Annotated in this window: 19 protein-coding genes, 1 tRNA gene and 1 pseudogene; 11 read left to right on the forward strand and 10 right to left on the reverse strand. The window is 70.7% G+C overall.

Going from position 1 to position 21,313, the window contains the following annotated elements; all coding sequences use genetic code 11:
• The gene (locus ACYVAK_RS06665) at nucleotides 1-2,217 is read right to left on the reverse strand and encodes a DUF1800 family protein (RefSeq protein WP_461059203.1); all 2,217 of its coding nucleotides are present in this window, start codon (nucleotides 2,215-2,217) and stop codon (nucleotides 1-3) included.
• 262 nt (nucleotides 2,218-2,479) lie between these two features.
• Nucleotides 2,480-2,555: transfer RNA gene (locus ACYVAK_RS06670), tRNA-Phe, on the reverse strand.
• Between the two features lie 182 nt (nucleotides 2,556-2,737).
• Here ACYVAK_RS06670 and ACYVAK_RS06675 point away from each other — a divergent pair.
• Nucleotides 2,738-3,172 carry a DUF6491 family protein gene (locus tag ACYVAK_RS06675; RefSeq protein WP_461059205.1) on the forward strand — a complete coding sequence of 145 codons (435 nt, stop codon included), beginning with the start codon at nucleotides 2,738-2,740 and terminating at the stop codon, nucleotides 3,170-3,172.
• A gap of 12 nt (nucleotides 3,173-3,184) precedes the next feature.
• Here the strand turns inward: ACYVAK_RS06675 and ACYVAK_RS06680 are convergent, their stop codons facing one another.
• The 4 genes and pseudogenes from ACYVAK_RS06680 to ftsY form a co-directional block, all read right to left on the reverse strand.
• Nucleotides 3,185-3,457 (reverse strand): oxidative damage protection protein, encoded by a 273-nt coding sequence (locus ACYVAK_RS06680; protein ID WP_461059207.1) that lies wholly within the window; start codon nucleotides 3,455-3,457, stop codon nucleotides 3,185-3,187.
• Entirely contained in the window at nucleotides 3,454-4,512 is a 1,059-nt protein-coding gene (gene mutY, locus ACYVAK_RS06685; protein ID WP_461059209.1) for an A/G-specific adenine glycosylase, read from the reverse strand. Before mutY ends, ACYVAK_RS06680 begins: the two co-directional genes overlap by 4 nt.
• Nucleotides 4,509-5,606 carry an AsmA family protein gene (locus tag ACYVAK_RS06690; RefSeq protein ID WP_461059211.1) on the reverse strand — a complete coding sequence of 366 codons (1,098 nt, stop codon included), beginning with the start codon at nucleotides 5,604-5,606 and terminating at the stop codon, nucleotides 4,509-4,511. Before ACYVAK_RS06690 ends, mutY begins: the two co-directional genes overlap by 4 nt.
• Nucleotides 5,603-6,658: pseudogene (gene ftsY / locus ACYVAK_RS06695) on the reverse strand (signal recognition particle-docking protein FtsY); the annotation flags it as partial. The pseudogene ftsY and the gene ACYVAK_RS06690, both read right to left, overlap by 4 nt.
• A 95-nt stretch (nucleotides 6,659-6,753) precedes the next feature.
• Between ftsY and rsmD the strand changes: the two are divergent.
• From rsmD to ACYVAK_RS06745, 10 genes are all read left to right on the forward strand, one after another.
• On the forward strand, nucleotides 6,754-7,341 hold the full coding sequence (gene rsmD / locus ACYVAK_RS06700; RefSeq protein WP_461059213.1) for a 16S rRNA (guanine(966)-N(2))-methyltransferase RsmD: 588 nt from the start codon (nucleotides 6,754-6,756) through the stop codon (nucleotides 7,339-7,341).
• A 38-nt stretch (nucleotides 7,342-7,379) separates the two neighbouring features.
• Nucleotides 7,380-7,874: a pantetheine-phosphate adenylyltransferase gene (gene coaD, locus ACYVAK_RS06705; RefSeq protein WP_461059215.1), complete on the forward strand. Its 495-nt coding sequence runs from the start codon at nucleotides 7,380-7,382 to the stop codon at nucleotides 7,872-7,874.
• 25 nt (nucleotides 7,875-7,899) lie between these two features.
• Nucleotides 7,900-8,415 carry a hypothetical protein gene (locus ACYVAK_RS06710; RefSeq protein WP_461059217.1) on the forward strand — a complete coding sequence of 172 codons (516 nt, stop codon included), beginning with the start codon at nucleotides 7,900-7,902 and terminating at the stop codon, nucleotides 8,413-8,415.
• Between the two features lie 45 nt (nucleotides 8,416-8,460).
• Entirely contained in the window at nucleotides 8,461-8,715 is a 255-nt protein-coding gene (locus tag ACYVAK_RS06715; RefSeq protein ID WP_461059219.1) for a YfhL family 4Fe-4S dicluster ferredoxin, read from the forward strand.
• A 14-nt stretch (nucleotides 8,716-8,729) separates the two neighbouring features.
• Nucleotides 8,730-10,442 (forward strand): gamma-glutamyltransferase, encoded by a 1,713-nt coding sequence (gene ggt, locus ACYVAK_RS06720; protein WP_461060504.1) that lies wholly within the window; start codon nucleotides 8,730-8,732, stop codon nucleotides 10,440-10,442.
• Entirely contained in the window at nucleotides 10,439-11,332 is an 894-nt protein-coding gene (locus tag ACYVAK_RS06725) for an MBL fold metallo-hydrolase (RefSeq protein ID WP_461059221.1), read from the forward strand. The genes ggt and ACYVAK_RS06725 overlap by 4 nt, the downstream gene beginning before the upstream one ends.
• Nucleotides 11,333-11,370: 38 nt before the next feature.
• Nucleotides 11,371-11,799, forward strand: coding sequence for a DUF4920 domain-containing protein (locus ACYVAK_RS06730; protein WP_461059223.1), 429 nt, complete (start codon nucleotides 11,371-11,373; stop codon nucleotides 11,797-11,799).
• Between the two features lie 35 nt (nucleotides 11,800-11,834).
• Nucleotides 11,835-13,229, forward strand: coding sequence for a PhoX family protein (locus tag ACYVAK_RS06735; RefSeq protein WP_461059225.1), 1,395 nt, complete (start codon nucleotides 11,835-11,837; stop codon nucleotides 13,227-13,229).
• The gene (locus tag ACYVAK_RS06740; protein WP_461059227.1) at nucleotides 13,229-13,624 is read left to right on the forward strand and encodes an MAPEG family protein; all 396 of its coding nucleotides are present in this window, start codon (nucleotides 13,229-13,231) and stop codon (nucleotides 13,622-13,624) included. Before ACYVAK_RS06735 ends, ACYVAK_RS06740 begins: the two co-directional genes overlap by 1 nt.
• Nucleotides 13,625-13,844: 220 nt before the next feature.
• A complete protein-coding gene (locus tag ACYVAK_RS06745) occupies nucleotides 13,845-15,209 on the forward strand; it encodes a Na+/H+ antiporter NhaC family protein (RefSeq protein WP_461059229.1) in 1,365 nt (454 codons plus the stop codon).
• Here the strand turns inward: ACYVAK_RS06745 and ACYVAK_RS06750 are convergent.
• The 4 genes from ACYVAK_RS06750 to thrA form a co-directional block, all read right to left on the reverse strand.
• On the reverse strand, nucleotides 15,162-16,418 hold the full coding sequence (locus tag ACYVAK_RS06750) for a threonine synthase (RefSeq protein WP_461059231.1): 1,257 nt from the start codon (nucleotides 16,416-16,418) through the stop codon (nucleotides 15,162-15,164). The genes ACYVAK_RS06745 and ACYVAK_RS06750 overlap by 48 nt on opposite strands.
• A 95-nt stretch (nucleotides 16,419-16,513) precedes the next feature.
• Entirely contained in the window at nucleotides 16,514-17,830 is a 1,317-nt protein-coding gene (gene thrC / locus ACYVAK_RS06755) for a threonine synthase (RefSeq protein ID WP_461059233.1), read from the reverse strand.
• 3 nt (nucleotides 17,831-17,833) lie between these two features.
• Entirely contained in the window at nucleotides 17,834-18,778 is a 945-nt protein-coding gene (locus tag ACYVAK_RS06760; protein WP_461059235.1) for a homoserine kinase, read from the reverse strand.
• The gene (thrA, locus tag ACYVAK_RS06765; protein WP_461059237.1) at nucleotides 18,775-21,243 is read right to left on the reverse strand and encodes a bifunctional aspartate kinase/homoserine dehydrogenase I; all 2,469 of its coding nucleotides are present in this window, start codon (nucleotides 21,241-21,243) and stop codon (nucleotides 18,775-18,777) included. The genes ACYVAK_RS06760 and thrA overlap by 4 nt, the downstream gene beginning before the upstream one ends.
• Nucleotides 21,244-21,313 lie beyond the last annotated feature (70 nt).

Consider the following 21,313-nt stretch of genomic DNA (forward strand, 5'->3'; position numbering starts at 1 on the left):
TTACCTCTGGGCGGCGAACTGGGACGACGAAGCAATCAGGAAGATCAGGTCTTCCACGCGGTCACCGCCGCCGTCGTTCATCGGGGTGGCGTAAGTCGACGCGATGAGGATGCTGCGCATGTCGGCGGGCATGCGGCCCCCCATCAGCAGCAGGTTCATGCGGTCGACGAGCTTCTCGGGGGCTGCCGCCAACGTTTTCTCCGCCGCCAGGTTGAATCGGTAGCGCGTCCAGTAGAAGCGCGGATCGCTGGTGGTCGTCGGGATCGCCGCGTCGGCGCTGTCGGTCTGCCACAGGCGGCCGTGGAGGTGGTTCAGCGTGCTGACCGCCACCGCCTCGTTGAGGATCTGCAGCTCCGGGGCGACCAGGCGCCGCTGCCGGAGGTCGCCGGTGGGCATGTAGTTCGGTCGGTAGAAGTTGAACACCGACGGCGAGCCCATCACCGTCTGCGCCATGTCGACACCGATGCCGCGATTGCGGAGCAGCCCTCGCGTCGTCGCGCCGCCGGCGGTTGCCACGGCCTGGCCCTGGGCGCCGAACGCGCGCAGCACCGCGGAGAAGCGCAGCATCGGCTCCTTCACTTTGCCGTAGCCGTATTGCTGCGCCTGGGCGGCATCGCGGGCCTCCGGATCCATCAGCACCGCCCGAACCACGGCCCGCATGTCGCCGCGCACGCCGCTTCCATTGTTGTTGAAGCGCTCCGCCACGCGCCGGACGTAGGCAGGGGACGGGTTGCTGGTCACTAGCCGCTGGATCAGGTGGCGCGCAAGGAACGGCCCGACGTTGGGATGGTTCGCCAGATTGTCGAGCGCGGCCTTCAAGTCGGCGCGCGCACTGCCGCCGGCGGGCAGCACCACGCCGTTGAGGAGAGTCTTCGCCCCGGTGTCGTGATAGATCTCGCCCTGGGCGGTCGTCCACGGCGTCATGTTGCTGATCAGGCCCGGCAGCTTGACGTTGTCCTCCCAGTCCCACCAGCGCGCGGCATTGCTGAAGTTCCAGCCGGTCAGGGCGCGGGCAAGGTTCGTGATCCGCGCATTGTCGTAGGTCGGGATGGTCTGGCCGTTGGCGTCCAGCCGCGGCGTCCCGTCGATGTTCAGTTCGACGAGGCCGATGGAGAACAGCTGCATGACCTCGCGGGCGAAGTTCTCATCGGGCTCGGTGTTCGTGCGCGGATCGGCTTTTTCGTTCTGCAACATGCCGAGGTAGCGGCCCATCAGCGGATGGAGGGTGACCTCCTCGAGCAGGATGCGGTAGTTGCCGAGGCCATGGACCGCAAGCGTGTCGTAGTAGTCGCTGATCGCCTGCTGCGAGTAGCCGACGTTGTCGCTGACTTCGGAGATGACGAAGAACTGGCTGAGCGCGAAGGCGACGCGCTGGCGCAGCTGGTCCTGGCCGTTCACCCCGATCTGCCACCAGGTGTCGTGGCGGGTCAGCTGGCAGGCGTAGCTGAACTTGCAGGCGAGATCGTCGGCGTTGCCGCCGAGATGGGGGGCGAGCTCGTTATGGATCGCCTGGTGTAACTCGAGATGGCTGGACGCCGGACGGTTGAACTGGTCGGTGATCCACGCCTCCGCCCCCATCGAGACGACCCGGTTGATCTCATCCTCCGTCGGCCCGAACGTCGCTTGCATCAGCAGGCGCGCAGCATCGGACTGCGCCGTGGTCGGCGGGGCACCGGCGCCGAAGCCTGCCGCCGCGGCGCCCCCGAGCGTCCAGTTCTGGTTGCGACCTGACGCGAGGGCCTGGCAGGTCCAGGTGTGCACGGGCCGATTGGCCCGTGCATCCGAGTTCGCGACGTCCACGCAGCGGTTGGACCAGGCGTTGCGGACGCGGAAGCGCTGCCCGCTGGCGGCGAGTTTCTCGAGACGGAACTGCTGCTTGGTGTCTCCGCCGATGCAGGCGGTCTGCACGAGCGCCAGGCCGTCGGCCGCAGCCGTGCCGCTCGAGGCGAGGCAGAGGTTGCTGTGGCTCGCGCGGATGGTGAACACCTGCTGGGTGGCGTTCACGGCGTCGAACCGGAAGCTCTGCTCCCCCCGGCCGTTGCAGGCGTTCTGCACGAGTTGCACGTTGCCGCCGGTGGAAGCGCCCGGCACCTCGAGGCATAGGCCGCTGTGCTCGGCCACGGCCGTGCTGGTGAAGGTGCTCTGTGCTTGGGCGGGGGAAGCCGCCCAAACGGCGCCCGCGAGCGCCAGGCCAACGCGGATCAGGGGGAACGCCATCGGACAGCCTCGGGGCAGGGCGGAGGTATTGCGCCGCCGCAGGCTACGACCAAGCCAGTATGTGAAACAACGTCAAATCGGCCGCCGAAGGCCGATAGCATGACGAAGCTCACACAATCCCTTCGCCCCTGCGAAGCGACGCCGGCCTGGGGGCAGCTCGCGGACCTGGACGAAGAAACGCCCGGGCGTCGATCCGGTTGACGGGGGCGGCCCATCGGCGACCGGAAAAAAAGAACCCCGCCACGGGGGCGGGGTTCTGGAATGGTGGCCAGGGAGGGAATCGAACCCCCGACACGGGGATTTTCAATCCCCTGCTCTACCAACTGAGCTACCTAGCCGTTTCGCCGAAGCGAAGCCAAAACTTTAGCAGCCGGACCTCGTGCTGGCAAGGGTGAAGCATGGCGTGAACCGGGGCCAACCGACGCCCGGCACCTCGGGTGACCCCGCCAGCGCGGCGGGTGTAGCGTGATCAGGCCCTGCTCCGGGGCCTGCAAGCGAGGCGGAGTCCATGAACATGGGGATGCGCAAGGCGCTCGTCGCCACCGGCGCTCTGGCGATGGCCGGTTGTTCGAGTCTTGGATCGACGGACGCCCCCGACCGCGGTGCCGCGTCGCTGGCGCGCCACGAGTCGGCGGCGGGCGAGCCGGTCGCGAGCTTCGGTTTTTTCCGCATCGACGGCTTCACTTCGCTGGGTGACCACGCGGTGGCGGTATGGACCGGACCACGCCGGATCTACCTGCTCACGGTGGATGCCCCGTGCCCTGCTTTGCGTTGGTCTTCGTCCATCGGCATCACATCGAGCACCGGGCGGGTCTATGCCGGTTTCGATCGCATCCGGACGCCGGATGGCAACTGCCGCATCCGCTCGATCCGGCCCGTCGACGTTGCCGCGCTCCGCGAGAGCGAGAGGGCGGCGCGACAGGCGGCGGTCGACGTCGTGGACCGCGGAGGCTGATCGGCGCTGCGCTCAGGCGGCGGGTGGAACGAAGCCTGCCGGTTTTTCCGCGCCGCTCCCGAACAGGAATTTCTCCATCTCCGACTCGAGGAAGGCGCGGTGCTTCGGGTCCATCGGCGAGAGCCGGTTCTCGTTGATGAGCATCGTCTGGTGGGCCAGCCACTCTTGCCAGGCCGGCTGCCCGATGTTTTCGAAGATGCGTTTGCCCAGTGCGCCCGGCCAGGGGGCGAAGGCGAGGGCAGGGGCGTCGACCCCCTGTTTGGCGCAAAGGACGGTACGACTCATGGCAGGGACTCCAGAAGGGTTCGGATGGGACGCGGGAGCCCCACGGAATCGTAGTCCGCGGGCTCGATCCAGCGGTGCTGTTCCGGTGCGTCCCCGGCGCCCGTGCCGGGCGGCCAGGGGGGCGGCGCCCCGCGGACACGGTGCAGGGTGGGCGATGCCTGCAGTCGATAATGGCTGAAAGCATGCACGAAGGCCGGTAGCGCGACGCCGTCGTCGATCCCAAGGGTGGCGGCGAGTTCCCGCGCCGCGTCCTCATCGGAAGCCTCGGGGACGCTCCACAGGCCCTGCCATACGCCTCGACCCGTGCGACGGTGCAAGAGCACCCGCCCGGCTTCGTCGCGGATCACGAGGAGGCGGACCGCACGCGTCGGCGTCGCCTTGGCCGGCTTGCGCGCCGGCACGAGGTCGACCCGTTTCTCGGCGTAGGCCCGGCAATCGTCCTGCAGCGGACAGTCGCCGCAGCGCGGCTTGCGCGCGGTGCAATGCGTCGCCCCGAAATCCATCAGCGCCTGGGTGTAGTCGGGAAGCCGCGACGCCGGCAGCCGCGCCTCGGCCTCGCTCCAGAGCCGCCGCTCGACCGTCGATTTGCCCGGCCACTCCGCTTCACCGAGCAATCGAGCGAGGACGCGCTTCACGTTGCCGTCGAGGATGGCATGCCGCTGGCCATGGGCCTGCGCAAGGATGGCGGCGGCCGTACTTCGGCCGATGCCCGGCAGGGCGGACAGGGCATCGATACCCTCGGGGAGCTTGCCCTGGTGCCTGTCCATGCACGCCCTCGCGGCGCGGTGCAGGTTGCGCGCGCGGCTGTAGTAGCCCAGCCCCGACCACAGCGCGAGCACCTCGTCCTCGTCAGCCGCCGCCAACGACGCAAGGTCGGGGAATCGCGACAGGAAGCGCGAGAAATAGCCGATGACGGTCTGTACCTGCGTCTGCTGCAGCATGACTTCGCTGATCCAGACCCGGTAGGGCGTGCGCGGATGTTGCCATGGAAGGTCATGGCGGCCATGGCGGTCGTACCAGTCGAGGAGCCGTTCGGCGAAGTCCCGGCGGCTCATCGCGAACCCTGCTTCGCGCGGTCTTCGTCGTCCCCGCCGTCCAGCGCCACGGTGACCCCCTCGAGGCGGACGCCATCGAGGTCGAGCGACGGAATCTCGGCGCGGATCCGCAGCGGCGGTAGCGCGGCGGCGTCGCGGTCCGCGAGCCATGCCATCACGGAGTCCGGCGTGCCGTCCGTTTCGACGCGATGCGAATCGCGCGACAGCGCGAGCTGCGTTGCCGCGGTTGTCGGCGTGCCACCGTGCTGCGTGAGCGTGAACACGATGGGCGAACGGCTCGCGGAGAGCGGCGCGGGCAATGCCGGCCATGCCTCGGGCCATGAGGCCAGCTCCCCGTTCGCCTCGAGCACCCAGGGGGCGAGCTGCAATCGACCGCGTGCGACGGCTGGTGCGATCGGGCCGGTGCCATCGACCCACAATTCGAAACCCTCCAGCCGCAGCGGCGCTTCCCGCGGCGTCGCCAGCAGGCGGATCGACAGCGGGAAAGACGAGGCATCCCCGGCCGTCGTGCCGACCATCCGGCCGCCGAGCGAAAGCGCGATCGGCTCGTCGATGGCGAAGCGCGGCAGGCTCAGTTCGAGGTCCTGCAGGGCACCTCTGCTCCACATCACACGACCCCGGGTGATCCGTAGCCCGTCGATCCAGGGTAGGTGGGCGGCGTCGCCCGCAGGTCGAGCGTCCCACCAGTCGCTTGCCGCCTCCAAGTCGAGAGCCGGCGCGTCGAGGTGAAGGGCGTCCACCCGCAGCGATTCCCCGCGAAGGGTCGCCCAAGGCACCGCGATCTCGATGCGCGCAGCGGCGAGCACCGTGCGGCCGTTGGCGTCGCGACCTTCCAGTCGCGGCAGTGACAGCCAGGGCTGGGGGCGCCAGCGGATCGCGGGTTCATCGCCATAGGACCAATCCAGGCCCGTGGACGCCTCGAGCTGGACGAGGGCGAGATCGGCCGCCCGGCGGGCGTTGAGCCACCACGGCAACGACAGCACGGCCACCAGCGCGGCGGCGAGCAGTCCGACGGCGCCGAGCGCCGGCCTCCTCCAGCGACGCGGCGGACGTGGCGCGTCAGGCGTCGCGGCCGCGACTGGCCCCGGCTTCACGACGTGGCACGCTCCGCGCCGCCGAGCTCGGGAAGCAGCGCGTCGACGAAAGCGTCCGGGTCGAACACGCGCAGGTCCTCCATCGTCTCGCCGAGGCCGACGAAGCGGATGGGCAGGCCGAATTCGCGGGCAAGCGCGAACACGACGCCGCCCTTGGCGCTGCCATCGAGCTTGGTGACGACGAGGCCAGTGACGTTCGCCGCGGCGAGGAACTGCCTCACCTGGTTGACGGCATTCTGGCCGGTGGTGCCGTCGATCACCATCAGCACCTCGTGGGGCGCGCTGGCATCGAGCTTGCCGAGGACGCGCACGACCTTCGAGAGCTCTGACATGAGTCCCTGCTGGGTATGCAGGCGGCCTGCGGTGTCGGCGATCAGAAGGTCGATTCCACGCGACTTGGCCGCCTGCAGCGCATCAAAGATGACGGCCGCGGCGTCGGCGTTCTGGCCCTGCGCGACGACCATGACGCCGTTGCGTTCTCCCCAGACCTTGAGCTGCTCGACGGCCGCGGCGCGGAACGTATCGCCGGCGGCGAGCGCGAGCTTCAGGCCGTCCTTCCGGAAGCGGTGAGCGAGCTTGCCGATGGTGGTGGTCTTGCCGACGCCATTCACGCCGACCGTGAGGATGACGAAAGGGGCCTTCGCCGCATCGATGGAGAGCGGTTTCGCGACCGGGCGGATCAAGGCCAGCAATTGCGCGCGAAGGTGTCGCTGCAAGGCGTGGGCGTCCTCGAACTCGCGTGCGCGGACGCGGTGCCGCAGGTCTTCGACGAGCGCCTCCGTGGCGACGACGCCGACGTCGGCGCCGAGCAGCACCGTCTCGATCTCGTCGAGCAGGGCGTCGTCGAGTTTTGGATTGGAAGAGAACAGGCCGCGTAGGCCGGTGGCGAAACGGCTCTGGCGCAGCTTCCCCCACCAGCCTCCGGATGCCGGTGCGGACTCGTCGACGGCGGGGGGCGGCACGGTCGCACTCGCTGGCGCGGCGGCAGGTTCGACGACCGCGTCGGCGGCCGTGGGGCGCTCGGCTTGGCTCGCGGTCGCTGCGCCCGCGGGCTGCTTTTTCTTGAACCAGTCGAACATCGTCGCGGAGGAGGGCGGCATCGCGCAGAATGGCCGTGCAGTTTACCACCCGCACCCGGACCGCCTTGATGAAGTCCCGCCCTGCCGCTCCCGCCGTCGCCGGGCAAGTCCGCCTGATCGGCGGCGCCTGGCGGGGCTCCAAGCTACCGGTGCCCGACGTGGCGGGGCTTCGGCCGACCTCGGACCGCGTGCGCGAGACCCTGTTCAATTGGCTGCACGGCCGCGTGTCGGGCGCGAGGGTGCTCGACCTGTTCGCCGGGACGGGGGCACTGGGTTTCGAGGCGGCATCGCGCGGCGCGGATTCCGTGGATCTCGTCGAAAGCGCGCCACCGGCGGTGGATGCGCTGCGGCAGGCAGCGGCCCGGCTCGGCCGCGATGGCAGCGGCGGTCTCGTGCGCGTCCATGCGCAAACCGCCGGTGCCTTCCTTGCGGCCCAGCAGGGGCCCTGGGACCTCGCGTTCGTCGATCCTCCGTTCGCCGCTGGGCTTTGGGCCGCCACGCTGCCGGTGCTCGCGCCACGCCTCGCGCCCGGGGCGCTCGTCTACGTCGAGAGCCCAGCCCTCGCGGTGCCGGCGGTACCGGATGGCTGGATGCTGCAGCGCGAAACCCTCACCCGCGAGGTGCGGGGGGCGCTTTACCGGGTCCCGCAAGGCTGAGTTGCTACACTCGGGGCGTCCCGCAATCGTGGCCCGGCATGTCTTCCCGTCACCGCATCGCCCTGTATCCCGGCACCTTCGACCCCATCACGAATGGCCACGCCGACCTCGTCGCGCGCGCCTCGCCGATCTTCGAGCGAGTCATCGTCGGCGTCGCCGGGAGCACGGGCAAGAACCCGGTGATGCCCGTCGAGCAGCGCGAAGCGCTGGCCCGCGAGGCGCTGGCGCACCATCCGAACGTCGAAGTGCGCGCCTTCAACGGACTGCTGGCGAACTTCGTCCGCGAGTGTGGCGCCGGCGTGCTGCTGCGCGGCCTGCGCGCGGTCTCGGACTTCGAGTACGAGTTCCAGCTGGCGAGCATGAACCGGCACCTCATCCCGGAGGCCGAGACCTTGTTCCTGACACCGGCCGAGCAGCACAGCTTCATTTCCTCGACTCTCGTCCGTGAGGTCGCCCGCCTTGGCGGCGATGTCTCCGGTTTCGTGCCCCCGGTCGTGGCGCGCGCCCTGGAGGCGCGTTTCCGCAGCCCCTGATCCCGCTTTACCCAAGGAGACCACCATGAACCGTTTCGCCCTCCTGGCCGCATCGGCCGCCCTCGCCCTGACCCTCACTGCCTGCCAGGGCGAAGCGGACGACGAAGCGTCGGAAGCGCAACCCGAAGCCGAGGCGGTGGCCCTCGTCGCGCCAACCGGCCAGGACGATGCCGAGTGGAAGACCTACCTCGGGCAGGTCATCGGCAACAACACCGATGGCATCACCGAGCGCACCTTCAACTACTACCTGCCGGCCGAAACCGACCCGGCGGAGGCGGATGGCCCCTATTCGCGCATGATGAACGACGTCCGCAGCGCCCTGCAGCGCGGCGTGCTGCCGGGCAACATGCTGAGCTTCTCGTCCCCCAACAGCACGATGATGGCCGACCTCATCGTCGAGGCCTTCGAGGACGAATCGATCAAGGACACGGCGCTGAAGGGCTCCCGCGTGCTGTTCATCGGTGAATCGAAGGACGAGTCGCGCGTCCGCCAGGCGGCGCTCTCGGCCGGTGCCGAGTTCCGCTTCGTCGAAGCCAAGTAATCCGCGCCCAGCCGGCGGGTGCTCGTCGCCCGCCGGGTCCCGCCGATGGCCCTTCGAATCCTCGATACCTGCATCAACTGCGACGTCTGCGCCCCGGCGTGCCCGAACGGTGCGATCTCGCAGGGCGAGGTGATCTACGAGATCGCCCCGCCGAAGTGCACGGAATGCGTCGGGCACTTCGACGAACCACAGTGCATGGTGGTCTGCCCCGTCGAGTGCATCGAGCTCGACCCGTCGCACCCTGAATCCAAGACCGAGCTGCAGCAGAAGTTCGAAGCCCTGCAGCGGGAGATGGCCTGATGTCGTTCCGTCCGATGCTGATCGCCGCCGCGTTTTCCCTGGTGGCAGGGCTCTTCCCCCCGATCTCCGTGGCACGCGAGGTGCCGGCCGCCATCGGGCAGCGCCCGGACGGTGCGGCCATCGCCAGTGCCAACGCGCAGGCCACGGATGCCGGCATGGCGGTGCTCCGCAAGGGCGGCAACGCGTTCGATGCCGCGGTGGCGGTCAGCGCGGCGCTGGGCCTCGTCGAACCCGAGAGCTCCGGCATCGGCGGCGGCGGCTTCTTCCTGCTGCGTCGCGCCAGCGACGGCAAGGTCGTTTTCGTTGATGGGCGTGAGCGCGCGCCGCTCGCGGCAACGCGCGACATGTTCCTCGACCCGGCCACCCGCGAGCCGCGTCCGCGGCAGACCATCGACGGCCCGCTGGCCGCCGCGATCCCGGGCTTGCCCGCGGCGTTGGTGCACGTTTCGACGACCTACGGCCGCTTGCCGCTGGCCGATGCGCTCGCACCGGCCATCGCCTTGGCCGAGCAGGGCTGGGTGTTCGGCGACAAGAACCTCGCGATGATGGGCTGGCGCGAGGCGGCGCTTGCCGCCGATCCCGGTGCCGCGTCGCTGCTGCTGGTCGATGGGAAGATCCCGGCGATTGGCACGCGCATGCGCAATCCGGATTACGCGGAGGTGCTGAAACGCCTCGGGCGCGACGGTTTCGACGGTTTCTACCGCGGTGAGATCGCCCGCCGCCTCGTCGACGGCGTGCGCGCGGCCGGAGGCATCTGGACGCTGGACGACCTGGCGCAGTACCGCGTGGTGGAGCGCGAGCCGCTGGTGTTCCGGCATCGCGGCAAGACCGTCGTGACGGCCCCGCCACCGTCGTCGGGCGGCATCGCGCTGGCGCAGACGCTGCAGATCCTCGACGGCTACGACTGGGCGACGCGCGGCGAGCTCGACCGCCTGCACCTGCGCATCGAGGCGATGCGCCGCGCCTACCGCGATCGCGCGGTCTTCCTCGGCGACCCGGACTTCGTCGACGTGCCGGTCGAACTGCTGACGGACCCCGCCTACGCGGCGGGACTGCGTGCCGGCATCCACCCGGAGAAGGCGACGCCGAGCGCGATGCTGCCGGGTGTCACCGCGCTCGAGCGCCCGGACACCACGCATTTCTCCATTATCGATGCCGAGGGCAACATCGCGTCGGTGACGCAGACCGTGAACCTGCCCTACGGCAACGCCATGGTGATCCCGGGCACCGGCTTCCTGCTCAACAACGAGATGGACGACTTCTCGGTGAAGGCTGGCGTGCCGAATGCCTTCGGCCTGGTGGGCGACGACGCCAACGCCATCGCGCCGGGCAAGCGCCCGCTGTCGTCGATGACCCCGACGATTGTGCTCGGCGAGGAGCAGGTCGCCGTGCTCGGCACGCCGGGCGGCAGCCGCATCATCAGCATGGTGATCCAGGGCGTCCTCGCGCTCGACGCCGGCGCTTCGGCGCTCGAGGCCGTGGCCGAGCCGCGAATCCACCACCAGTACCTGCCCGACCAAGTGTCGATCGAGAAGGACGCGCTGTCGCCGGAACTTCGCGCCGGCCTCGAGGCCCGCGGGCACCTCGTCAAGGAGGAGCCCCGCTCGTGGGGCAACATGCAGATCGTGACCTGGGACCTCACGGACGGCGACGTCGAGGCCGGCGCCGACCCGCGCTGGAAGAGCGTCGGCAAGGGCAGCACGCAGGACGGAGGCATCTTCCGATGAGCACGGCGAGCGGCGTCCGGCTGTGGTCGATCCTCGGCAACTCGCAGCGCCTCGACGGCGGCGCGATGTTCGGCAACGTGCCGCGGGCGATGTGGTCGCAGTGGATCCTCCCGGATGAGCAGCATCGCATCCCGTTGGCTTGCCGTGCGCTCCTCGCCAAGGGGCTCGCCGGCAAAACCGTGCTGTTCGAGACGGGCATCGGCGCTTTCTTCGAGCCGAAGATGCGCGAACGCTTCGGCGTCGTCGAAGCGCGCCACGTCCTGCTCGATTCGCTCGCCGAGGCCGGCGTGTCGCACGGGGACGTCGATGTCGTCGTGCTCTCGCACCTGCATTTCGACCATGCCGGCGGCCTTCTGGCGCCATGGGAGGAGGGCCAGCCGCCTCGGCTGCTGTTCCCGAAAGCCACCTTCGTCGTCGGTGCGTCGCACTGGTCGCGAGCCATGGCCCCGCACCCCCGCGATCGCGCCAGTTTCATCCCCGAGCTCGCCGGGCTGCTCGAGGCCAGTGGCCGGCTGGAGGTGGTCGACGGCGCCCATAGCCGCGCGCTGGGTGACGCCGTGCGCTTCCACCACAGCGACGGGCACACCCCGGGCCTGATGCTGGCCGAGATCGTCGGCGAGGGCGGCCGAGGCGGCGTGGTGTTCTGTGCCGACCTGATCCCGGGTCGACCCTGGGTGCACCTGCCGGTGACGATGGGGTACGACCGTTCGCCGGAGGCCTTGGTCGACGAGAAGCGCACGTTCCTCGATGACATGCTGGCGCGCGATGTGCGGCTTTTCTTCACGCACGACCATGGCTGCGCGATGGCGCGCGTGGCGCGCGACGACCGGGGCCGCTTCGGCACCCGGGACGAACACGCTCAACTCACCGGTACGCCGTTGCCGGCGTGACGCTCCGCTGCTCCTTCCCCCCCCTCGAGGTCCTTGTCATGCCCAAACCCTTGATCCGGATTGCCTTCGCCCTGGTGTTCGCCCTGTCGGCTCCGAGCGGTTTCGCTGCCACCTACGGTGCGCCGATGCCCGCCGGGGATCCGACGCCCGTGGCGGCGCTCTTTCCCTCCTACGCGCCGTCCCACACCGGTCATTCGATGAAGTTCAGTGGTCGGATCACCCAGGTCTGCCAGGCCAAGGGTTGCTGGGTGATGCTTGATGCGGGAGGCACCGGCGTGCGTGTCAAGACCGGTCACGAGTTCTTCTTGCCGAAAGACGTGAGCGGCACCGCGATCGTTTACGGCGAGCTCATGCCGGTCGAGCTCAGTGCCGAGCAGGCCCAGCACTACAACGAAGAGAGTGGCGGCGGCATCGATGCCGGCCGCGAATGGCAGATCCTCGCCACCTCGATCGTCATCGAACCCTGATCCACTGGCGGTTTCCGTCCCTCGAGTTCCGACCCATGCGTTCTGATCCCGTGCTCGCCCGCCGCCGATTCCTTGCGCTTTCCGCCGCCACCGCCGGAGCGTCTGTGCTGGGACTGTCCCCGTTCGGCCGGCTGCTGGCCCATGCCGGTCTCCCAGCGGGGCGTGTCGCGGGATTCGGTCCGCTTTCGCCGGTGGCGGACGCGACCACCGGCCTGCCGTTGCTGAAGCTGCCGGCCGGATTCACCTACCGCACGTTCGGTTGGGCGACCACGCCGATGAGCGATGGGCGGCCGACGCCCACCCACCATGACGGCATGGGCATCGTCCACGCGGATGGTCAGCGCCTCACCCTCGTGCGCAACCACGAGTGCGACGGTGAGCGGGGCACGTTCGGCGATGCGGCGATGACCTACGACCCCGAGGTGGACGGTGGCACCACCACGATGGTGTTCGATGCCGAGAAGGGCGAGCTCCTGGAATCGCGCGCTTCGCTGTCCGGCACGTTGCGCAACTGTTCCGGTGGCATCACCCCCTGGCGCAGCTGGCTCTCCTGCGAGGAGGAGGTCCTCGACCCGGGTCGGGCGGTCTTCGACGAGCGCGTCGTCGAGCTGAAGCATTCCCATGGCTTCGTCTTCGAAGTGCCCTTCGATGGGCCGTCGCGGGCCGAGCCGCTGCTGGCCATGGGCCAGCGTGTGCACGAGGCCGCCGCGGTGCATGCGGCGAGCGGTGACGTGTTCCTGACGGAAGATGCGGACCCGGTGGCGGGCTTCTACCGGTTCGTTCCGTCGGTGAAGGGCGAGCTCCATCGTGGCGGCACCTTGTGGATGTTGAAGGCCGAGGGCGCGGAAGACCTGCGTCGCGGGCACCGCACCGGCGATCGCTTCAAGGCCAGCTGGGTGCCGATCGAGCATCCGGAACGTGGCATCGGCCCGTCGGGGAAAACCGATGGCAACGTCCGGGAAGGACTGGCGAATGGCGGCAGCGCATTCATCCGGCTGGAGGGCTGCTACGCACAGGGCGACACCATCTACTTCACCTCCACCAGCGGTGGCGACGCCGGTGCCGGCCAGGTGTGGGCCTTTGACGCCAAGGCCGCCGAGCTGCAGTTGGTGTTCGAGTCGCCGGCGCAGGAGACGCTCTACTACCCGGACAACCTTGCGATGTCGCCGCGTGGCGGCCTCGTGCTTTGCCAGGACAGCTATCGGAAGGAGGCGCAGTCGCTGTTCGGATTGACGCCGCGAGGCGGCCTCTTCCAGTTCGCCGAGAACAACGGCATCTACGAGAATTTCCACGGCCTCACCGGCGACTACTCGAACAGCGAGTTCGCGGGCGCCTGCTTCTCCCCGGACGGCCGGTGGCTGTTCGTCAATGTCTACACGCCGGGCTTCACCGTCGCCATCACCGGCCCCTGGAAGGAAGGACTGCTCTGATGATCACCGGCTTCTACGCCGCCCTGTGTGCGCTCCTCATCCTCGGCCTGTCGCTGCGGATCGTCGGCCTCCGCCGCCGCTTGAAGGTGGGCATCGGCGACGGCGGCGATGCCGGACTCGCCCGCGCCATCCGCGCGCAGGCGAACGCCATCGAGTACGTGCCCCTGATGCTGGTGATGCTGCTGGTGGCGGAGAACAACGGTGCCGGCGTGGCGTTCGTGCACGCCTGCGGCGCGGGCCTGGTGCTGGCCCGCGTGCTGCATGCGGTGGGTCTGTCGGGCTCCGCAGGTACCAGCTTCGGGCGCTTCTGGGGCACGCTTGGCACGTGGATCCTGCTGCTCGTGCTCGCCGGCCAGCTGCTGTGGGGCTTTGTCGCGGCGTGGCAGGCCGGTTGATGCCTTGATGGCATGAGGGCATGGGCGAAGGGCCTTTGCCCCCGCCTCATATCCGGAGTGGAATAAGGGTCTTCACCACATCGCGTCGCTCCGGCCCCGGCCCTCGGGGTAGCGAGGCCCCTGACGCCCGTGGTCGAACCCGTTTCGAAGCCCGGCCGTCGCTCGCCCCCTCCCCCGGACCGCGTGGCGGCCGAGGCTTCGTCTTTTCTCCGGAGCCTCCGTGTCCTCGCCCGTCTCGCCGAATCCGCCCGCCTCGCCGCCGTCCTTTCTCGCCCTTTCGCCGCTCCTGCTGTTCATTGCGCTGTTTTGCGGCGTCGGCTTCTCGCTGACGGCGCTGGGCGAAGCCAACGCCTTCTACCAAATGCCCGCCGCGGTGGCCTTGGTGCCCGCGCTGGCCCTCGCCCTGTGGTTGGCCCATCGCCGCGGCGCGCCGGCCTTCGAGCGTCTGCTGGGCGGCATGGGCGACAAGGACGTGCAGCTGATGCTGCTGATCTTCCTGCTGTCCGGGGCGTTCACCGCGGTGAGTCGGGCCACGGGCGGCGTCGAGGCCGTGGTGGCCTTGGGCCTGTCGGTGATCCCGGCGGCGCTGATCCTGCCGGGCATCTTCCTGCTGGCCACGGCCATCGCGCTGGCGCTCGGCACCTCGATGGGCACGATCGCCGCCGTCGCGCCGATTGCGCTCGGCCTCGCCGACGCGGCCTCGCTCGACAAGGCCCTGGTGCTGGGCGCCGTGCTCAGCGGCGCCACCTGCGGCGACAACCTGTCGCTGATCTCCGATACCGCCATCGCCGCGGCGCGAACGCAGGGCACCACGGTGCGCGCGAAGTTCGTCGAGAACCTGAAGTTCGCCGTGCCCGCCGCGCTCGGCACGCTCGTGCTGCTGGCCTTCGCCGGGGATGCGCAGCCGGTGCCGCCCGCCGATCCGCCGAGCGCGTGGTTGGCGCTGCCCTACCTCGCGGTGCTCGTGCTCGCCGTGCTCGGCGTGAACGTGCTGGCGGTGCTGGCGATCGGCGTGGTGCTGGCCGGCGCCTTCGGCCTCGCCTTCGCGGATTACGGCCTGCTCGGCTTCACCGGCGATGTCCACAAGGGCTTCCTGTCGGTGACCGACACCGTGCTGGTGTCGCTGTTCGTCGCCGGCTTGGGCGCGTTGATCCGCGCCGACGGCGGTTTCGCGTGGTTCGTCGCCCGCATCGAGGCGCTGGCACGCGGCCGCAAGGGCCCGCGCGTGGGCCAGCTCGGCATCGCCGGCCTCGTCGCCGGCAGCGACGCGCTACTGGCGAACAACACCGTCGCGATCCTGCTCTCCGGGCCGATCGCCAGGGACATCGCCGCCGAGCACGGCGTGTCGCCGGCGCGTGCGGCCAGCCTGCTCGACATCTTCGCCTGCGTCACCCAGAGCCTGCTGCCGTGGGGCGCGCAGATCCTGCTCGCGGCCTCGCTGGGCGGCGTCTCGCCGCTCGATCTCGCCGGCAGCCTGCACTACTGCTGGCTGCTCGGCGGGCTGACGCTGGCGTGGGTGCTGTTCGAGCGCCGCCGATCAGGCGCCCAGGATCCCGCGCAGGTCCGAGAGGTACTTCTCCAGTGAGCCGGTGTTGACCGCGACGACGCGTTCGCCGCGCTTCAGCAGGCCACGGTCGAGCAGTTGAGGCAGGGCCGCGAGGCAGGCGGCGCCCTCGGGGCTGATCCAGTGCTGGCGTTCGCGCCAGACGCGCTGCAGCTCCGCCGCGGTGTCGGCCTCCGAGACGGCGATGGCCGCGCCACCGCTGGCGCGGATGATCTGCAGCACGCGGAAGTGGCCGACGCCACCCGGCACGTTCAAACCCGTCGAGATCGTCCTGCCTGCGGGCAGGGCGGTCGTGTCTTCGGCGCCGGCCTCGAAGGCGCGCACCAGCGGCGTCGTGGCCTCGCTCTGCACGCAGTACATCCGCGGGCGACGCGAATCGATCAGGCCGAGGGCTTCGAGTTCGTCCCAGGCCTTCCACATGCCCAGCACGCCGGTGCCGCCGCCGGTGGGGTAGATCACCGCATCGGGCAGCGACCAGCGCGTGCTGCCGTCCTTCGGTTCCGCCATCTCGAGCCCCAGCGTCTTCTTGCCTTCGATGCGCCAGCCCGGTTCCTGGAACGTGGCGACCGAGAACCAGCACTGCGGGATGTAGTGCTCCTTCAGGAACGCGCCGGCTTCGCGGATGGTCGGGCCGACCAGCTCGAGCGTGACGCGGCCCGGGTGCTTCTTCGCCGCCACCGCGACGCTGCCCACGATCGGCAGCGGCGTGTCCTCGGGCATGGCCACCACGACGTCGAGGCCGCCGGCCAGCGCATAGCGCACCAGCGCATCGCCCGCATTGCCCTGCGTCGGCACGGCGAGGCGTTTGAGGCCAAGTCGCCGCGCCTGCGCCACGGCCATGGCCATGCCGCGATCCTTGAAGCTGCGGGTCGGGTTGCCGCCGAAGCCGGGCCAGTGCTGGCCCTCGTCTTTCAGCCACAGGGAAACCCCCGCCGCCTTTGCCACGGCGTGCTCGCGGTAGTCGAGTTCGGGCGTGTGGCCTTCGCCCAAGGGCACGATGTGCGCGGCGTCGTGCGGGTCGGTGATGTCGAGGGCGAGCAGGCCGCCGAAGCGCCAGAGGTCCGGGCGCGTCGGGTCGTACCACGCGGCTTGGGGCTTCTCGCGGGCGAGGCGCTCAAGGTCGAGCACCATCTCGACCGGGCGGCCATCGACCGGATCGAGGTTCATCGGCACGTCGTGCGGGTACTCGACGCCGGAGGCGATGCCGCGCAGGCAGCGGACGTAGGACATGGCAGGTCGGGCGTGGGGAAGGGCGCCCGAGTGTGCCGCAGCCGGGGCGACGCCGGCATCGCGTCGCCATGGCGATCCGTCAGGCGCTCATGCGTTCAGGTCCGGCCCCATGGCGCGCGAAGCACGTCCGCCAGTGCCGTTCCGTCGACCGCCATCGCGTCGGCCTGCGCCGGTTTCGCGAGCAGCGCCGCGAACGCCGCCGGCACGGCGGGCGCGCTCGACAGCAGCGGCCCGACGACGTCGAGGAACTTGCTGGCGTGCGCGGTGGCGGCCACCGCCCAGTCGCGGGCGTCGCCGGCGGTGCGCAGGTCTTCGAGCACGGCGAGACCGCAGGCCGTGTGCGGGCAGGGCGCGACGCCGTGCCGGGCCTCGGCGGCCGCGACCGTGGCGCGGATGCGGGCGTCGTCGATGCGCTGCACGCGGATCAGCGAACGCGCTGCGGCTTCGTCGCCGTTGGCCAGCCAGAACAGGCGCTCGACGTTGCTCGGGGCGCCGACGTCCATCGCGTTGGCGAGCGTCGGGATGGCGTCACGGCCGCGGTAGGGCGCGCCGTCGAAAAACTCCGAGAGCGTCGGGTTCGCGTTGGTCGCCAGCACCAGCTCGCCGATCGGCAGGCCCATGGCGCGGGCGATCAGCGCGGCCACGGCGTTGCCGAGGTTGCCGCTGGGCACGATGAAGCCGAGCGGCCGGCCGTGGCGGCGCTGGAAGCGCAGCGCGTGCATCGCGTAGTAGCCCATCTGCGGCAGCAGGCGCCCGAGGCTGATCGAGTTCGCGGTCAGCAGCGGCACCTCGGCGCGCAGCGCGGCATCGCCCAGCGCCTGCTTGGCGAGGCGCTGGCAGTCGTCGAAGCTGCCGGTCACGCGCAGCGCGCGCACGTTGCCGCCGAAGGCGCCGAGCGAATGCGCCTGTGCCGGCGAGACCTTGCCGTCGGGGTAGAGGATCAGCACGCGGAAGCCCTCGCGGCCGTGGAAGGCCGCGCCGACCGCGGCGCCGGTATCGCCCGAGGTCGCGACGAGCACGGTCTGCACCGGCGCGTCCGGCGCGCGCAGCGCCGACAGCGAGGCGGCGAGGAAGCGCGCGGCGAGGTCCTTGAACGCGGCCGTGGGGCCGTGGAAGAGCTCGAGCAGGTGGTCGCCGGTGCCGTTCAGTGGCAACAGCGGGATGTCGAAGTTCGCGGCTTCGGCACAGAGCGCGTCGAGCTGCTGGGCCAGCGGATCGTTGCCGAGCAAGGGCCGCAGCAGCGCGGCCAGCGTGCCGGCGAGGTGCGTGTCGGGGATCGCCTCGACATCGCGCGCATCGAGGCGCGGCAGCCGTTCCGGCACGTAGAGGCCGCCGTCCGGTGCGAGGCCGGCGCCGAGCGCGGCGCCGAAGTTCAGGGCAGGGGCATGGCCCCGGGTGGAAACGAAACGCATCGGTCAGTCCTGGGGGGCGACAAGGCCCGCGGCGGGTCCGGCCACGGGCGAGACAAGAAGGGAGGTGGCGAGGCCGGCTTCGGCGAACGCGCGCTGCATCGCCGCGCCGCCGGCGTCGGCTGCCGCACGGCCGCGGAACCAGCCGAACACGCTGGGCCCGGCGCCGGAGATGCTGCTGCCGAGGGCGCCAGCATCCAGTGCCGCCTGCTTCACGGCCGCAAAGCCGGGGATCAGGCCGGCGCGTCGTGGCTCGACCAGCACGTCATCGAGACCGCGGCGGATCAGCGCCTCGTCGTCGCGCTCGAGGCCGAGCAGCAGCGCGGCGAGGTGGTGGGTCTGCGCGACGATGCGCTGGATCGGGTAGGGCTCGGCGAGCGCGGCGCGGGCCACGCGCGTCTCCAGCACGACGGCCGGATGCACGACGGCGGCGTGCAGCCATGCGGGCGCACGGAGCCGCGCCGGCGCCATGCCGTCGCCGTGGAAAGCGGCGACGAGGCCGCCCAGCAGCGAGGGCGCGATGTTGTCGCCGTGGCGGCTGCCGCTGGCCACGGCTTCGCCGTCCAGCGCAAACGGATACAGCGCCTCCGGGGACAGCGGGGTGTCGAGCAAGGCATTCGCGGCCACCACCGCGGCGACCGCGGACGCGGCCGAGCCCCCGAGCCCGGAGCCGAGCGGGATGCCCTTGCGCAGTCGCACCGCGAAGCCGAAGGGCAGGTCGAGCGCTGCACGCATCGAGATCAAAGCCGCGCCTGCGGTGTTGTCCTCGGCGCGTGCGGGCAGCGTGGTGATGACGCCTTCGATGCCGTCGATGCGCACCTCGGGTGCATCGATGCGCCGCACGGTCGCCCGGTCGTGCCACCCCTCGAGGCTGTGGCCCAACAAGTCGAATCCAGAACCAAGATTCGCGCTGCTGGCCGGGGCGAAGGCCGTGGCTTCCGCAGGCCTCACAGCTTGGCCCCGAGGTGCGCGGCGATGGCGAGGATGTCGCCGAACACCCCCGCCGCCGTGACGTCCGGGCCGGCGCCCGGGCCTTTCACCACCAGCGGACGCGTGTGGTAGCGCGCCGTATGGAAGGCGAACAGGTTGTCGGTGCCCTGCGCCGAGGCCGCCGGGTGCGTGGCATCGACCGCGCGCAGCGCGACGGTGGCCGTGCCCGTGGCGTCTACCTCGGCGAGGTAGCGCAGCACCTGGCCTTGGGCCTTCGCCGCGGTGAGGCGCTCGGCCATGGGCGCATCGAACTCGCCGAGGCGCTGCAGGAACTCGGGCAGCGGCACGTCGCGGAGTTGGGATGGCACCAGGTTTTCCACGTCGACCTGGTCGAGCGACAGCGACCAGCCGGCTTCGCGCGCGAGGATCACCGCCTTGCGCGCCACGTCGGTGCCCGAGAGGTCGTCGCGCGGGTCGGGCTCGGTGTAGCCGGCGGCGCGGGCTTCCGCCAGCAGTTCGGAGAACGGCCGCGACCCGTCGTAGTGGTTGAACAGCCAGGCCAGCGTGCCGGAGAACAGGCCGGCGATGCTGCGCGGCACGTCGCCGGTGTCGATCAGGTTGCGCAGCGTCATCACCACCGGCAGGCCGGCACCCACGGTGGCCTCGTAGCGGAAGCGCGCGCCGGACTTCGCACCGGCGCGGTGCAGTGCGGCGAGTCGAGCGGCGTCGCCGCTGCCCGCGTGCTTCGACGGCGTCACCACGTGGATGCCCTGCGCCAGCCAGCCCTCGTAGCGCTCGGCCATGTCGGCGCGGCCCGAGCAGTCGACGATCAATGCGTGCGGGATGTGCTCGCTCTTGACGTGCTTCGCGAAGGCATCGAGGTCGAGCGGCTCGCCGCGCTCGAGGTCGAGCGAGGCCAGCGTGGTGTCGGAGCGCAGCATCTTCCGCGAGTTCGCGACCGCGCGGATGCGCAGGTCGAGCTGGCGTTCGCGCTTCAGGCGCGGCTGCGCTTCGAGGATCTGCCGCAGCAGCGCACCACCGACGTTGCCGGGGCCGATCAGGCCGATCGAGACGGTTTGCGCACTGAGCCAGAAGGCCGTGTGCGCGACCCGCAGGGCGCGCTCCGCGTCCGCCTCGCGCACCGCGAGGGAGACGTTCCGTTCGCTCGAGCCCTGGGCGATGGCGCGCAGGCTGATGCCGGCCTTCGCGATGGCACCGGACAGTCGCGCGACGATGCCCGGCGTGCCGATCATCCCGTCGCCGACCGCGGCCAGCACGGCGAGGTCGTGCTCCAGCGCGATGCCCTGCACATGGCCGGCGGCGATCTCGTCGGCGAACTCCGCGCGCGCGGCGGCGAGGCCGGCCTCGGCCTGCTCGCGGCGCACGAGGGCGCAGATGGAGTGCTCGCTCGAGGCTTGGGTGATCATCACCACGGAAACGCCGATGCGATGCAGGGCGGCAAAGAAGCGCTCGGCGCTGCCGGGCACGCCCATTAGGCCCGAGCCCTGCAGCTCCAGCGCGGCGAGACCGCGCACCAGCGACACACCCTTCACCGGGTTCGCCGACGGCGCGGGGTTGGCCACCACGCGCGTGCCGGGCTTCTCGGGCTGGCGGACGTCGCGCACGTTCAGCGCAATGCCGGCCGCCATCGCCGGGGCCAGCGACTGCGGGTGCAAGGCCTTGGTGCCGAAGTAGGCCAGCTCCATCGCCTCCGCGTAGCTCAGCTCGGGCAGCACGACGGCTTCGGGCTCGAGGCGCGGGTCGGCGGACATCAGGCCGTCCACTTCCTTCCAGATCGTCAGCTCGCGGGCCTTGAACAGCGCGGAGAACAGCGCGGCGGAGTAGTCGCTGCCGTTGCGGCCGAGCGTGGTGGTGGTGCCGTCGCCGAGACGGGCAAGGAAGCCCGTGGCGACGAGGTTCGGCTGCGCGTGCGCGCGCCGCCACTCGGCCAGGGCGTCGCGGGTGGCCGCGGCGTCGAGTCGCGCACCGAGTTCGCCATGCGTCACCACCAGCACCGCGCGGGCGTCGAGCCACGCCCAGTCCGGGCCGAGCAGGGCCGCAAGCAGGCGGCTTGACCACACCTCGCCGGCGCCGCTGATCCGCGCGGCTTGCCCAGCATCGGCGCGACCGGTCCGCAGGTGGGCGAGGTCGTCGTCGAGTTGCGCGAAGTCGGCGTCGAGCAGGTCGCCGGGCAGGCCCAGCGGTGCCAGCAGCGCGCGATGCGCGGCGAGGAGGAAGGGCAGGTCGGCGTGATCGCGGCCGGCCTGCGCACTCTTCATCGCGGCGACGAGCCGGTCGGTGGTGCCGAAGGTCGCCGAGACGATGGCCAGCTGCGGGCGCGGCGCGCCGGCCCTCAGCAGCGTGGCCGCGCGACGGAAACCGGCGGCGTCGGACAGCGCGGCTCCGCCGAACTTGTGGGCGTCAGGCGCGAGCGCGGCCGACCAGTGGCTGTCGGCGGGGGCATCGGCGAGAAGGGCGACATCCATGAAGGCGACTCCTGGGAGGAGGCCGGTCTTGGATGGGAAACCCCGCGTCCGTGACCGGCGCGGGGTGGTG

Source organism: Silanimonas algicola (genome assembly GCF_054777375.1).

What these genes read in the sequence shown, in the direction of transcription:
- ACYVAK_RS06665 (WP_461059203.1), bottom strand. Translation starts at nt 2,217, where the DNA reads ATGGCGTTCCCCCTGATCCGCGTTGGCCTGGCGCTCGCGGGCGCCGTT.
- ACYVAK_RS06675 (WP_461059205.1), top strand. Translation starts at nt 2,738, where the DNA reads ATGCGCAAGGCGCTCGTCGCCACCGGCGCTCTGGCGATGGCCGGTTGT.
- ACYVAK_RS06680 (WP_461059207.1), bottom strand. Translation starts at nt 3,457, where the DNA reads ATGAGTCGTACCGTCCTTTGCGCCAAACAGGGGGTCGACGCCCCTGCC.
- mutY (WP_461059209.1), bottom strand. Translation starts at nt 4,512, where the DNA reads ATGAGCCGCCGGGACTTCGCCGAACGGCTCCTCGACTGGTACGACCGC.
- rsmD (WP_461059213.1), top strand. Translation starts at nt 6,754, where the DNA reads ATGAAGTCCCGCCCTGCCGCTCCCGCCGTCGCCGGGCAAGTCCGCCTG.
- coaD (WP_461059215.1), top strand. Translation starts at nt 7,380, where the DNA reads ATGTCTTCCCGTCACCGCATCGCCCTGTATCCCGGCACCTTCGACCCC.
- ACYVAK_RS06710 (WP_461059217.1), top strand. Translation starts at nt 7,900, where the DNA reads ATGAACCGTTTCGCCCTCCTGGCCGCATCGGCCGCCCTCGCCCTGACC.
- ACYVAK_RS06715 (WP_461059219.1), top strand. Translation starts at nt 8,461, where the DNA reads ATGGCCCTTCGAATCCTCGATACCTGCATCAACTGCGACGTCTGCGCC.
- ggt (WP_461060504.1), top strand. Translation starts at nt 8,730, where the DNA reads ATGCTGATCGCCGCCGCGTTTTCCCTGGTGGCAGGGCTCTTCCCCCCG.
- ACYVAK_RS06725 (WP_461059221.1), top strand. Translation starts at nt 10,439, where the DNA reads ATGAGCACGGCGAGCGGCGTCCGGCTGTGGTCGATCCTCGGCAACTCG.
- ACYVAK_RS06730 (WP_461059223.1), top strand. Translation starts at nt 11,371, where the DNA reads ATGCCCAAACCCTTGATCCGGATTGCCTTCGCCCTGGTGTTCGCCCTG.
- ACYVAK_RS06735 (WP_461059225.1), top strand. Translation starts at nt 11,835, where the DNA reads ATGCGTTCTGATCCCGTGCTCGCCCGCCGCCGATTCCTTGCGCTTTCC.
- ACYVAK_RS06740 (WP_461059227.1), top strand. Translation starts at nt 13,229, where the DNA reads ATGATCACCGGCTTCTACGCCGCCCTGTGTGCGCTCCTCATCCTCGGC.
- ACYVAK_RS06750 (WP_461059231.1), bottom strand. Translation starts at nt 16,418, where the DNA reads ATGTCCTACGTCCGCTGCCTGCGCGGCATCGCCTCCGGCGTCGAGTAC.
- thrC (WP_461059233.1), bottom strand. Translation starts at nt 17,830, where the DNA reads ATGCGTTTCGTTTCCACCCGGGGCCATGCCCCTGCCCTGAACTTCGGC.
- thrA (WP_461059237.1), bottom strand. Translation starts at nt 21,243, where the DNA reads ATGGATGTCGCCCTTCTCGCCGATGCCCCCGCCGACAGCCACTGGTCG.